Source organism: Ramlibacter sp. (genome assembly GCF_036383835.1).
Lineage (GTDB): Bacteria > Pseudomonadota > Gammaproteobacteria > Burkholderiales > Burkholderiaceae_C > Ramlibacter.
In genome coordinates, this window is sequence record NZ_DASVNN010000038.1 from 1 (window position 1) to 12,348 (window position 12,348).

12 protein-coding genes are annotated in these 12,348 nt (G+C 68.0%); 7 read left to right on the forward strand and 5 right to left on the reverse strand.

The features are described from left to right. The 5 genes from VF522_RS06585 to VF522_RS06605 form a co-directional block, all read left to right on the forward strand. Positions 1-803: tripartite tricarboxylate transporter substrate binding protein (locus VF522_RS06585; protein WP_330907437.1), on the forward strand; the 803-nt coding region annotated here is incomplete at its 5' end. A 4-nt stretch (positions 804-807) separates the two neighbouring features. Further along, positions 808-1,329 carry a tripartite tricarboxylate transporter TctB family protein gene (locus VF522_RS06590; RefSeq protein ID WP_330907438.1) on the forward strand — a complete coding sequence of 174 codons (522 nt, stop codon included), beginning with the start codon at positions 808-810 and terminating at the stop codon, positions 1,327-1,329. A 4-nt stretch (positions 1,330-1,333) separates the two neighbouring features. Next, complete coding sequence (locus tag VF522_RS06595; RefSeq protein ID WP_330907439.1) at positions 1,334-2,839, forward strand: tripartite tricarboxylate transporter permease; 1,506 nt, start codon at positions 1,334-1,336, stop codon at positions 2,837-2,839. A 112-nt stretch (positions 2,840-2,951) separates the two neighbouring features. Further along, the gene (locus tag VF522_RS06600; protein WP_330907440.1) at positions 2,952-4,226 is read left to right on the forward strand and encodes a phospholipase D-like domain-containing protein; all 1,275 of its coding nucleotides are present in this window, start codon (positions 2,952-2,954) and stop codon (positions 4,224-4,226) included. A gap of 112 nt (positions 4,227-4,338) precedes the next feature. Next, positions 4,339-5,208, forward strand: a complete 870-nt coding sequence (locus VF522_RS06605) for an alpha/beta hydrolase (RefSeq protein ID WP_330907441.1) — start codon at positions 4,339-4,341, stop codon at positions 5,206-5,208. A gap of 4 nt (positions 5,209-5,212) precedes the next feature. On the opposite strand, the gene VF522_RS06610 is transcribed toward VF522_RS06605, so the two are convergent. From VF522_RS06610 to VF522_RS06630, 5 genes are all read right to left on the reverse strand, one after another. Further along, positions 5,213-6,046, reverse strand: coding sequence for an NYN domain-containing protein (locus tag VF522_RS06610; protein ID WP_330907442.1), 834 nt, complete (start codon positions 6,044-6,046; stop codon positions 5,213-5,215). Positions 6,047-6,095: 49 nt separating this feature from the next. Further along, entirely contained in the window at positions 6,096-6,560 is a 465-nt protein-coding gene (locus VF522_RS06615) for a YbhB/YbcL family Raf kinase inhibitor-like protein (protein ID WP_330907443.1), read from the reverse strand. 190 nt (positions 6,561-6,750) lie between these two features. Next, positions 6,751-8,640: a DUF3857 and transglutaminase domain-containing protein gene (locus VF522_RS06620; RefSeq protein ID WP_330907444.1), complete on the reverse strand. Its 1,890-nt coding sequence runs from the start codon at positions 8,638-8,640 to the stop codon at positions 6,751-6,753. 141 nt (positions 8,641-8,781) lie between these two features. Continuing rightward, complete coding sequence (locus tag VF522_RS06625; protein WP_330907448.1) at positions 8,782-9,963, reverse strand: PLP-dependent aminotransferase family protein; 1,182 nt, start codon at positions 9,961-9,963, stop codon at positions 8,782-8,784. Between the two features lie 93 nt (positions 9,964-10,056). Then, positions 10,057-10,809 (reverse strand): hypothetical protein, encoded by a 753-nt coding sequence (locus VF522_RS06630; protein ID WP_330907445.1) that lies wholly within the window; start codon positions 10,807-10,809, stop codon positions 10,057-10,059. A 229-nt stretch (positions 10,810-11,038) separates the two neighbouring features. On the opposite strand from VF522_RS06630, the gene VF522_RS06635 reads away from it, so the two are divergent. After that, positions 11,039-11,473: a hypothetical protein gene (locus VF522_RS06635; protein WP_330907446.1), complete on the forward strand. Its 435-nt coding sequence runs from the start codon at positions 11,039-11,041 to the stop codon at positions 11,471-11,473. A gap of 162 nt (positions 11,474-11,635) precedes the next feature. After that, positions 11,636-12,316, forward strand: coding sequence for a TetR family transcriptional regulator (locus VF522_RS06640; protein ID WP_330907447.1), 681 nt, complete (start codon positions 11,636-11,638; stop codon positions 12,314-12,316). Positions 12,317-12,348: the final 32 nt, after the last annotated feature.

Below are 12,348 nucleotides of genomic sequence, written 5' to 3' on the forward strand. Positions count from 1 at the left end.
AGCTCGGCCAGCCGTTCAACGTGGTGAACCGCACCGGCGGGTCCGGCGTGGTCGGCCACTCCGCGATCGCCACCGCGCCGGCCGACGGCTACACGCTGGGCATGCTGACCGTCGAGATCGCCATGATGCACTGGCAGAAGCTCACGGAGCTCACGCCCGCCAGCTACACGCCGCTGGCCCTGATGAACGAAGACCCGCCGGGCATCACCGTGAGCGCGTCGGCGCCGTACCAGAACGTCAAGGCCCTGGCCGATGCGATCAAGGCCTCGCCCGCCGGCAAGTTCAAGGCTTCGGGCACCGGACAGGGCGGCATCTGGCACCTGGCCCTGGTGGGCTGGCTGCATGCCATGGGCCTCAAGCCGAACCACGTGGCCTGGGTGCCGTCCAACGGCGCGGGACCGGCCATGCAGGACCTCGCGGCCAACGGGCTCGATCTCGTCACCTGCTCGCTGCCCGAGTCGCGCGCGCTGGTGGAGGCGGGCAAGGCCCGCTCGCTGGCCATCATGGCCCAGGAGCGCAACCCGGCGTTCGCGAGCGTCCCCACGCTGAAGGAATCGATGGGCGTGGACTACTCCGTCGGCGCCTGGCGCGGCATCGCGGCCCCCAAGGGCCTGCCGCCCGACATCGCGGCCAGGCTGGTCGCGTCGCTGAAGAAGGTCAACGACTCGAAGGAGTTCCGCGACTTCATGGCGAACCGGGGCTTCGGCGTGAAGTGGGCCGACCCCGCCGGCTTCGCAGGCTTCATGGCGTCCTCCGACGCCGCCATGGGCGCCGCGATGAAGTCCGCCGGCCTGGCGACCTGAACCCGTGAAGGTCTCCGACCGGGTCACCGGTGCGATGCTGGTCGGCCTGGGCGCGGCCGCGTACTGGGGCGGTTCGCTGCTGCCGCCGGTGCCCGGGCAGCAGGTCGGGCCCAACGTGTTCCCCATGGTCATCGGCGCCGCCCTCGTGGCGTGCGGCGTGCTGATCCTGCTGGGCGTCGGGCGCACCTTCGAGGAAGACGAAAAGATCGTGACCTCGGCCACGGGCGACGTGGCCGACGGCGACGTGCTGGACCCCGCGCGGGGACGCATCGCCACCTTCCTGCACGGCGGCTGGAAGGTGCTGGTGCCGCCGGCGGCCCTCTTCTTCTACTACTTCGCCTCCGAGCGCCTGGGGTTCTGGATCACGGCGTCGCTGATGGTCTTCACGCTCGCGTGGAGCCAGGGGGCCCGCCTGAAATGGGCGGTGGCGCTGGCCATCGTGGCGCCGGCGTTCGTGCACCTGGTCTTCTACAAACTCCTGCGCGTGCCGCTGCCGGCGGGGCTGCTGAAATTTCCGTGGGCCTGAACCCGTGAACAACCTGCTCCAGGGCCTGTCCATGGTCATGCAGGCCGACGTGCTGCTGACCATCCTGTGCGCGTCGATCTACGGACTGATCGTGGGCGCCCTGCCCGGCCTCTCGGCCACCATGGCGACGGCGCTGCTGGTGCCGGTGACCTTCTACATGTCGCCCATCGCCGCCGTCTCCGCCATCATCGCGGCCTCGGCGATGGCCATCTTCTCGGGCGACATCCCCGGCTGCCTGCTGCGCATCCCGGGCACGCCGGCGTCGGCCGCGTACACCGACGAGGCCTTCGCGATGACGATGAAGGGCCAGCCCGAACTGGCGCTCGGCATCTGCCTGTGGTTCTCGGCCATCGGCGGCATCATCGGCACGATCTCGCTGATCGCGATGGCGCCGGCGCTGGCCGAAATGGCCTTCCAGTTCTCCACCTTCGAGTATTTCTGGCTGGCGCTGCTCGGGCTGATGTGCGCCACGATGGTGGCGCGCTCGTCGCCCATCAAGGCCATCGCGGCCATGTTCCTGGGCCTCCTCATCACGTGCGTCGGCATCGAGAACCCGGCCGGCACGCCCCGCTTCACCTTCGGCCTGGCCGACCTGCTGGGCGGGATCGAGATCATCCCGGTGCTGGTGGGCGTGTTCGCGGTATCCGAGGTGATGCGGGCGTACAAGGCGCAGGACGTGCCGGTGCTGCCGCCGCGCAAGTTCGGCAGCATCCTCGCGGGCCAGTGGGCCCTGACCAAGTCGCACCCCAAGCAGCAGGTGCGCGGCAACATCGTGGGGATCATCATCGGCGTGCTGCCGGGCGCCGGCGCCGACATGGCGGCCTGGATCAGCTATACGATGTCCAAGCGCTTCTCGAAGACCCCCGAGAAGTTCGGCACCGGCCACCCCGAGGGGCTGATCGAAGCCGGCGCGAGCAACAACGCCAGCCTGGCTTCCGGTTGGGTGCCGTCGCTGCTGTTCGGCATTCCCGGCGACACCATTACGGCCATCGCGATCGGCGTGCTGTACATGAAGGGGCTGAACCCCGGGCCGACGCTGTTCACCGAAAAGGCGTCGAGCATGTACGCCCTGTACATCGTGTTCATGCTCTCGAACATCATCATGATCCCGCTCGGCATCATGATGATCCGCTCGGCCCGCTACGTGCTGTACGTGCCGCGGTCGCTGATCATGCCGGTGATCATCCTGCTGTGCGCCGTCGGCTCCTTCGCCACCGGCAACAACCTGGCGCTGGTGTTCACCGTCGCCACCTTCGGCCTCGTGGGCTACTTCATGGACAGGAACGGCTACCCGGTCGCTGCCCTGGTGCTCGGCGCCGTCATGGGCACGATGGTCGAGCAGAGCTTCGTGACGTCGCTGATCAAGTCCGACGGCAGCCTGCTGCCTTTCTTCGGCCGCCCCGTGGCCGCGGTGCTCGCCTTCCTCAGCTTCGCGGCGGTGCTGTGGCCGCTGGCCGTGTGGCTTCGCAGGCCGCGCACGCGCGCCGGCGCGGGCGCAATCAGCGCATAGCCCTTCTCCCCGGCCGAACACCTCGTTACGGCCAGCCCACCGGTTCGCGCCGCCCGACCACAATGCGGCCCAGTCCCGCAAGGCAGAGCTTCGCGGCTCGCCCCCACACCCCATGTTCCAATTCCTCGAATTCCGGGTCTGGCCCTGGCTGTCCCTGGCACTGATCGTCGCGCTGTTCGTCGTGATCTGGTCGATCCGGCGCCACCGCAGCCCGGTCCTGCAGGTGCAGGCGGAGTGCGGCATCGACCAGCTCATGCCCTCGCTGTCGGGGCTGACGCTCAGCACCGCGGTCGAAGGCAACAGCGTCGACATCCTGGAGAACGGCGCCTTCTACGACGTGCTCGTCGATCGCATCCGGGCCGCGCGCCATTCCGTGCATTTCGAGACCTTCCTGTGGAAGCCCGGCAAGCTCTCCGACCGCGTGTACGAAGCGCTCGTCGACCGCGCCCGCGCCGGCGTGCCGGTGCGCGTGCTGCTCGATGCGCAGGGCGGCAAGAAGATCGAGCAGGATCGCGTCGCGCGCATGCGCGAGGCCGGCTGCAAGGTGAAGTTCTTCCACAAGAAGTCGCTCTACACCCTGGGCGTGCTGAACGACCGCGACCACCGCAAGATCGTCGTGATCGACGGGCTGGAGGCCTTCGTCGGCGGCCACTGCATCACGGACGAATGGCTGGGCAACGCCGAGGACCATGAGCACTTTTCCGACGTGAGTGTGTGGGTGCACGGCCCGATCGTGCACAGCCTGCAGGGCGCCTTCAGCGAGAACTGGGCCGGCGAGACGGGCGAGCTGTTCGTGGGCGACGCCTACTTCCCGGTGCTGCAACGCGTCGGCGACATCACCATCCATGCGACCTTCGTGAAGCCGGAGAACTCCGCGCCCGCCGTGAAGATCCTGCACCACACGGTGCTGTGCCTCGCGCGCGAGCGCATCTGGATCCAGAACCCCTACTTCATCCCGAAGCGCGAGGCGATCGAAGCATTCGCTTCCGCGGTGAAGCGCGGCGTGGACGTGCGCGTGCTGATGCCCGCGACCAGCGGGTCGGACGCGCCGATGGTGCAGCACGCCGGCCACCGGCACTTCGAGACGCTGCTGAAATCGGGCGTGCGCCTGTTCGAGTACCCGCACACGCTGCTGCACCAGAAGCTCATGACGGTGGACGGCTGCTGGAGCGCCGTGGGCTCCACCAACTTCGACGACCGCTCCTTCGACACCAACGACGAGATCACGCTCAGCATCCTGGATCGCGGCATCGCGCAGCGCTTCGACGCGATCTTCGAGAAGTACCTGCCGCGCGCGACGGAGGTGAAGCTGGAGGAGTGGCGCAAGCGGGGCGTCATCCACAAGCTGAAGGACAACGCGGCTTACCTGCTGAACGACATCCTGTGAGGGGAGATGGTGGGCAAGCGAAGCTTGCCCACCCTACGCAGGAATGCGCTCCCCCCGTGACCCCGTAGGGTGGGCAAGCGCCGCTTGCCCACCATTCCAGGACAATCGGGCCATGCAGTCCCCCGCCCCCCTCCCTCCGCTCGAAGCCGACCTCCCGCACGCCGCCCTGCGCATCCTCTCGCGCTCGAAGCGCTTCACGACGCCGTCGGGCGAGGGCGACGTCGTCTGGCACACCTGGGGCGAAGGCGAGCCGCTGGTGCTGCTGCACGGCGGCAGCGGCAGCTGGACGCACTGGATCCGCAACGTGGAGGCGCTCGCCGAGGCGGGCCGCCGCGTGGTGGTGCCCGACCTGCCCGGCTTCGGCGATTCCGCGCGGCCCTCGGGCGGACAGGACGCCGACTTCGTGGCGCCCGTGGTCGCCGAAGGCATCCGCGATCTGCTCGGCGAAGCGCCGGTGGACGTGGCGGGCTTCTCCTTCGGCGGCCTGTGCGGCGCGCTGATGGCCGCCGCGCATCCCGAACGCGTGCGGCGTCTCGTGATCGTCGGCGCGCCGGGCCTGGGCCTGCGCAGCCGCCGCCTGCCGCTGACCTCGTGGCGCGAGCAGCCCACGCGCGAGGGCCAGCTCGCGGCGCACCGGAGCAACCTGGCCACGCTGATGCTGTCCCGCGAGGACGCGATCGACGATCTCGCGGTCGCACTGCAGGCCGCCAACGTGCCCCACGATCGCATGCACAGGCGCAAGCTCGCCCTGACCGACATCCTGCTGCAGAAGCTGCCCGAAATCCGCTGCCGCCTCGACGCGATCTACGGCGAGGAGGACGCGCTCTATCGCGACACGCTGCCGCTGCTCAAGGAGCGCCTGGCCACCGCGCCCACGCTGCGCGAGCTGGTGTTCATCCCGGGCGCGGGGCACTGGGTGCAGTACGAGGACGCGCCCGCGTTCCAGCGCGAGCTGCTGCGGCTGCTGGCGAGCCCGCCCTGACGGGTCAACGCAGGCGGATCTGCTGGTCGTTCGGGCCAGGCCTTGCTTCGACGAGCTTGTCGAGAGACTTGACCATGGCCGAAAAGCTCGTGTAGTTGTGGTCCGCCAGGCTGAAGGTGGCGTCGAGGCGCTTGATCATCGGCCAGATCTCCCCCTTGTTCACCCACGCATCTCCCCTCTTCTCCGCCAGCAGCCGGATCGCGCGGCGCAGGAGGTCGGATGGCAGGTGCGGTGCGGATACAGGCTCGGCCGCTTGCAAAGGGGACGCACCCTCCCCGGTAGAGGGTGTCGGAGCCACGACCTCCACCGGCGCCGGTTCGACGAGGCTCTCGTAATACCTGAACTCGTCGCAGCTTTTCGCCCAATGCTTGTTGGTGGATTTCCGCGTCCCCACGCCGATCAGCGTGCGGCCGGCCGCCTTGATCTTGTGCGAGACCGGCATGAAGTCGCTGTCGCCCCCGACGATCACGACGGTCCCGATGTGCGGAAAGCGCCCCGCGTCCTCCATGGCGTCCAGGCACAGCCGGATGTCGGCGCCATTCTTGGCGGCTCCGCCAGGCGGAAAGAGCTGCACGAGTTCCACGGCATTCTGGAGCAGCGCTTCGCGATAGCGGCCGAAGAACTGCCAGTTGCAGTAGGCGCGGTTGATGGCGACCGGCCCGAACGAGGCCGCGAGTTCCACGACGGCCTGCACGTCGACCAGGGGCTCCTGCAGCTTGAAGCGGTTCTCGCGGCCGTACGACCCGGCCTCCTTCTCGTCGCAGAGACTGGCGTGCAGGTTCTCGAAATCCCAGTACAGGGCGACGGATCGTCCTTCGTCGGCGGCTTGGTTGTTCATGCTTCCTTCCCGCCGCCATGCTAACCGTCATTCGGCCGAGGCCGCAGGCTCACGGCCCGAACTTGCCGGTGACCAGCGCCTTCGCCACGATCTGCCTGCCGTACGCCGTCTCGAAGGCCTCGATGGTCCACTCGGCCCGCGTGTCGATCTTCACCCTGTCCTGCAGCGCGAACACCGCGATGCGGTAGGTGTGCTCGCCGTCGGGCGGACACGGGCCTTCGTAGCCGCCCGTTGCATGGCCGGACGTCGTGCCGGTCTCGCCCGACAGGGACTGGCCTGCAGCCACTTCCATGCGCCGGTCGACGGCGGGCACGTTGAACACGTTCCAGTGCACCCACACCTTGCCGGCGGGCTTCATCGCATCGGGATCGTCGGCGACGACCGCGAGGTAACGCCCTTCGCTGGGAATCTCCTGGATGTCGAGGTGGGGAGTCTGGTCGGTGCCGCCCTTGGGCCGGCAGGCGTGCACCTGCTGGATCCGGCCGGCGACGATGCTGGAAGAGGCGAGCCGCATGCGAACCTCCCTTCGGTCGAAACCTGAAGGATGCTTCGCGCCCGCTGCATGTTCAAGCTCGGCATCTCGCGCGTGAATGCTCGGGCTCGTCGGCGCGTGCCTACATGCCGAGCGTTCCCGCGGGACCATGCTGGAGCGAGAGCCGCAGGGTGGGCGCGGGACGATGTGACCCGCGCCTCCTGCGTCAGCCTCACTTCGGCTTGCGCTTGTACAGGACCTGCGTTCGCAGGTTCTCGCCGATCGCCGCGGCCTGCTTGTTGAAGTCGCGCATCACCTCCGGCGAGCAGATGCCCTGCGAGGTCTTGTCCTTCACTTCACGCTTGACCGTGACGGCCGTTCCCTTTTGCTCGTAGCTCGCGGTGTAGTCGAGGAGGCTGCCCCGCAACTTGGCCGCTTCGGGCATCGAGATCAAGGACAGGCCCGGCGGCAGCTGGATGTCGTACGTTTCCGCGGACGAGAAACCGTGGCAGCGCGTCGGCCGCGTGGCGGTGACGCGGTCCTCCGCATCCCAGAAGTTGCTCACCGGCATCGGGGAAGCCATGACCGGGTAGAAGGACAGGCTGCCGGTGCTTCCGCTTCGCAGGTAGTTGTCGATCTCGAACTTCATCGCGTACTCGTAGCTGTCGCCCAGCTCCCGCGTGTCGCCCTTTTCCAGGCTGCCCGTGCCGCGGAACCGGTAGGAGGACAGCTCGCGCTTGACGAACTCGCGCTCCGCTTCGGCCGTCATGTCGCGGTGGCCGGCGCGCACGTAGGCTGCCGCGAGGCCCTTCAACGACACGCGCATCGTGCCGGTCGCCGTGCCGTTCGGCGCAACCTTCAGGGTCATGTGCAGCTTCTGCTGCGCCTGCCCCGGCTGTTCGGCCGGCGTACGGGCCAGGGCCTTGGCCGCCCCGACGTGGATGACCGGCTTCGAATAGGAATCGCCGGGCAGGTAGCCGAAGGGAATGTCCTTGGCCGTGGCGTCCACGTAGAGGTCGAACTCGGGCAGGTAGTTCATCACGTGGTTGACGAGCGACGCCACCGGCGTGGGCGCGAGATCGTACTTGCTGCCCGCGTTGATCAGCACCTGCTCGCTGCGCACGCCTGCGGCCGCAAGCATCGCCTGCAGCAGCGTCGCGTGGTCCTTGCAGTCACCCATCTTGTTGTCCAGCACCACGTCGAGGTCCCGCGGCACCACCGCCCCGAGCCCGATGCAGTTGCCGCCATAGGTGATATTGCGCGACACCCATTCGTACAGGACGCGCGCCTTCTCGCGCGGCCGCGTCTCGGAGCCGAGCGCTTGACGCACCAGGTCACGGATGCGCGGCGTCGGCTGCGCCTTGGGCAGTGCGCGGTCGCCGTAGGCCTTGGCGATCGCCTCGTAGTTCTCGAAGGTGGACACCAGCACGCTGGGGACTTCCTGCTGCGTCCAGATGCCCTCGTCTTCTTCCTGGTAGCGGCGCGGCTTCAGGTTGGCGTAACGCCATTCGAAGACGTTGCTGTCGCCTTCCGCCTTGACGGGCACGGCCTCGAAGAAATGGGCCTCGCTCTTCAGCTTCATGTCGCGGGGCGCACGCACGGTGAAGCGCACGTCCTCGTAGAGGCCGAACGGCGAGAAGCTGGTGCCCAGCGAGAACTGGCCGGGGAACATCGGCTCCTTGGCGGCGATGCGGTAACGAATCTGGACCGAATCGCCGGCGGCGAGTTCGGGAAACACCACCGAGACGCTGGTGTAGTCCGAGAACATCGGGCCCGCCTTGTTGCGTCCTTCGCTGGTGCGAACCTGGTAGTTGCCGGGCGGCACGGGAATCTGGCGGCCGTCCTTCTTCAGGGTGAACGCCTCGAGGATCTCGCCCGACTGGATGCTGGTGCTGTACGAGATCGAGTACATCTTGTACCGCTCGACCATGCTTTCCTGCAGCACCTGGTAGCGGTGCACCACGGTCTCGGTGTAGCGGCCGTCGCTTGCGACGTCGTACGTTGCGTGCCGAAGCTTTTCGATATAAGGGTGTTCGGCCTTTTCCTCGGCGCGCGCCACGGGAATCGCGGCGGCGCAGGCGAGGACGGCTGCGACGATCAGCCGCGCGGTCTTTGTTGTCATGGGTTCCTCCGCGGGCGAATGTAGCGGAGGGTTCCCGTTTCGTTGAGCACCCGGAAGTATTGTTTCGGCGACGACGCAACATCGCTGCGTGACGGAAGCCACGCAGTGCGGGACTAAACCATCGGGCCCGCGGTGATGCCCCTAGAGCGCGCGGCCCAGGCGCTTCGCGCCCTCCCTGATCTTCTCCACATCCGCCGTCGCAAAACTCAATCGGAACGTCGCCGGATCCGGATCCTTCGCGAAGAACGGCGCACCCGGCACGAACGCCACGTTCTGCTCGATCGCGCGCTTGGCGAACTCGCCGGCGTTCGCGCCCGGAGCCGTCAACCGCGCCCAGAAGAACAAGCCCCCCTCCGGCGCCGTGAACTCGATCGCGTCGCCCAGCTCCTTCGTCAGCGCCTCGGCCATCACGCTGGCGCGCTCGCCGTACTTCTGCCGCACGTTGCGCAGCGTCTCCGGCATGCGCCCGCTCTTCAAGTATTGCGCCGCCGTCGCCTGCGCGAAGGTGCTGGTGTGCGCGTCGCTGAACTGCTTGCACATCGTCGCCTTGGCCAGCAGCTCCGGCTGCGCCACCAGCCAGCCCACGCGCAGGCCCGGGCTCAGCACCTTGCTCATGCTGCCGCAGTGCGCGATCCATTCGCGGCTGCCCGGCACTTCCCTGGACAGCGCCAGCATGCTCGGGGGCGGCGGCTCGCCGAAGTACAGATCGCCGTAGGGATCGTCTTCCACGATCAGCACCTGGTGCTTCACCGCCAGTTCGAGGATCTTGCGGCGGCGTTCCAGCGACAGCAGCGCGCCGCTCGGGTTGCCGAAGGTGGGGATCAGGTACACGAACTTCGGCTTGTGCTGCACGATCAGCTGTTCCAGCCGGTCGACCTGCACGCCATGCGCGTCGATCGGCGCGCTCACGAGGTCGGCGCCATAGAGGCGGAAGCACTGGATGGTGGCGAGGAAGGTCGGGCCTTCGACGATCACCTTGTCGCCTTCGCTGATCATCGTCTTGCCCAGGAGGTCCAGCGCCTGCTGGCTGCCGGTGGTGACGATCAGGTTGTGCGGCTCGATGTCGGTCACGCCCTTGGCGCGCTCGAAGGCGGCCAACTGCGTGCGCAGCGGCTCGTAGCCTTCGGTGGCGCCGTACTGCAGCGCGCCACCGGGCTCTTCCTGCAGCGCGCGCTGCGAAGCTTCGCGCAGGCCTTCCACGTCGAACATGGCGCTGTCCGGGAAGCCGCCGGCGAAGCTGATGATGCCGGGCTTGCCCAGGAGCTTGAACAGCTCGCGGATGGCGGAGGTTTCTACGTTGTCGAGGCGGGTGGCGAAGTTCAGGGGCATGTCGGGTCTCGGTAGGCAGCCGCCATTGTGAACCGGGAACGAAAACGCCCGCCGGGGGGCGGGCGTCGGACCGGGGGACGAGGCGCCTTACCGCGGCTTGTCGGTGGGCTCGTGCGCCGCCGGGATGTCGGGCGAGGCGATCGGCTTGTTGCCTTCCACCACGTCGAGCCGGCGCTGCTCGCCCCAGCCCTGCGAGGCGATGGCGCGCTCGCTTTCCGCGGCGACCTCGCGCTCCATGGGGATGTCCCGCTGCTGGCGCATGTCCATGTCGTGGCTCTCGCCCATGTCGCCGCGTGCGGTGCCGAAGGTTTCCTCCATCGGGCTGGTGCCCATGGCCTGGCGCTCGGCGACCACGTCGCGCAGCGGCGGCTGGCCGGCGCGGTGCACACGCGTGAGGTCGCGCGCTTCCATGCCGTGCAGCATCTGCTGGGCGCGTTCGGCTTCTTCCTCGCTGTGCGCGTCGACCATCACCACGCAGTGGCCGCGCTCCACGGCGCGCGAGTAGGTGCCGGCGGCGGTCTCGGCGCCTTCGTCGCGGCCGAACAGGCGGCCGAAGAAGTGGCCCAGGCGCCGCAGGCGGCTGCTGTCCATCGCCACTTCGCGCTCCAGGCTGTCCCAGTTGTCCGTGCCCTGGCCGGGCGCCGAGGGCTCGCCGTGCATCAGCACGCCGGACTCGCCGCGCGCCTTCACGCGTTCGGGTTCGGTGCTGTCCATGGGCGTGCCGTCTGCATGCCGGTACTCCAGGTGCACGTCGTTGCGGTCGTAGCCGGAGGACAGGAGGCGGTCGACCGCCTTCCGTGCGTCGGCCGGGTTGTCGAAGGTACAGATGGCGGTATGCATGGTTTCTCCTTTTCGTCGCGCGACTCTCTTTCCTGTGTAGGGCCGCCCCAGCCGCTGCGGTGTCGTCCCGCCGAGGCAGGGCGGGTAGGTGCTGGACTACTCGCGAGCTCGTCCGGTTTGACTCATCGGGACGCGAAACGTTCAGGCTCTGCCGTAGCCCCGAATAGGCACATGACCTATGCGGTCCCGGTTCGCCGAAAGGGTTGCACGACATTACACTGCGCGTCACATGTCGACCGGCCCACGCATCCTCGTCGCGGACAGCGCGGAAGCCCATGCCGCGTTCCGCGCCGCGCTGAGCAGCAGCTTCGAGCTGGTGTATGCGGCGAGCTTCGAGGATGCGAAGAAGGCGCTCGATCCGGCCCCCGCGCTCGTGGTCTGCGGCTGCCACTTCGACGAAGGCCGCATGTACGACCTGCTGCGCCACCTGAAGGCAACGCACGGACTCACCCGCGTCCCTTTCATGGCGGTGCGCTGCGTGCCGGGCGAACTGCTGGACGACGCGCTGTACGAGAGCGTGAAGATCGCGGTGCGCGCGCTGGGCGGCAACGCCTTCGTCGATCTCCTGCGCTGGCAGCGGCGTTGGGGCACCGCCGAAGCCTCGCACCGGCTCACGCACCTGGTGCAGACGCTCGCCTCGGCGCCGCCGGCAGATACCGGCTGAGTCTCGGGTCGTACGCGTAGGGTGGGCAAGCTCCGCTTGCCCACCATGACGGCCGAAACGGTGGGCAGCAAAGCTGCCCACCCTACAGGGGACCGAAGGGGGACGAAGCACCCGCCCCGCCGCAGTTTGGGCGCGGCGATGATGGCCCCTATACTCCCCAAAATGAACGAACTAGTACACGCGAAGCGCTCGGCGGCCCCCGCCCGCAGCTCCGCGAAGGAGACGACGCGCACCAACGACCCGGAGCGCACCAAGGCCAACATCCTCGAGGTGGCGGCGGCGGAGTTCGGGGAGAAGGGGCTGGCCGGCGCGCGCATCGACGAGATCGCCGCGCTCACGCAGACCAGCAAGCGGATGATCTATTACTACTTCGGCAGCAAGGAAGGCCTGTACCTCGCCGTGCTGGAAGAGTCGTACCGCCGCGTGCGCGACATCGAGGCCGAACTGCACCTGCAGGATCTCGAGCCCGAGCAGGCCCTGCGCCGCCTGGTGGCCTTCACCTTCGACCACCACCTGCACCACGAGAACTTCATCCGTCTCGTGATGAGCGAGAACATCAACCGCGGCCTGTACATCAAGCAGTCGAGCCACATCCAGGAACTGAACGTGCCGGCGATCGCCGCGATCAAGAACCTGTACGAGCGCGGCGTGAAGACCGGCGTGTTCCGCGCCGGGCTGGATCCCGTCGACATCCACGCCTCGATCTCGGCCCTGAGCTTCTTCAACGTGTCGAACCAGCACACCTTCGGCGTGCTGTTCAAGCTCGACATGACCTCCCCCGCGTACACCGCCCACCGCCGCGACAGCGTGATCGAGATGGTGGCGCGGTTCATGAAGAAGTAGGAATTCGTCATCCCCGCGCAGGCGGGGATCCA

What these genes read in the sequence shown, in the direction of transcription:
- VF522_RS06600 (WP_330907440.1), top strand. Translation starts at nt 2,952, where the DNA reads ATGTTCCAATTCCTCGAATTCCGGGTCTGGCCCTGGCTGTCCCTGGCA.
- VF522_RS06605 (WP_330907441.1), top strand. Translation starts at nt 4,339, where the DNA reads ATGCAGTCCCCCGCCCCCCTCCCTCCGCTCGAAGCCGACCTCCCGCAC.
- VF522_RS06610 (WP_330907442.1), bottom strand. Translation starts at nt 6,046, where the DNA reads ATGAACAACCAAGCCGCCGACGAAGGACGATCCGTCGCCCTGTACTGG.
- VF522_RS06615 (WP_330907443.1), bottom strand. Translation starts at nt 6,560, where the DNA reads ATGCGGCTCGCCTCTTCCAGCATCGTCGCCGGCCGGATCCAGCAGGTG.
- VF522_RS06620 (WP_330907444.1), bottom strand. Translation starts at nt 8,640, where the DNA reads ATGACAACAAAGACCGCGCGGCTGATCGTCGCAGCCGTCCTCGCCTGC.
- VF522_RS06630 (WP_330907445.1), bottom strand. Translation starts at nt 10,809, where the DNA reads ATGCATACCGCCATCTGTACCTTCGACAACCCGGCCGACGCACGGAAG.
- VF522_RS06635 (WP_330907446.1), top strand. Translation starts at nt 11,039, where the DNA reads ATGTCGACCGGCCCACGCATCCTCGTCGCGGACAGCGCGGAAGCCCAT.
- VF522_RS06640 (WP_330907447.1), top strand. Translation starts at nt 11,636, where the DNA reads ATGAACGAACTAGTACACGCGAAGCGCTCGGCGGCCCCCGCCCGCAGC.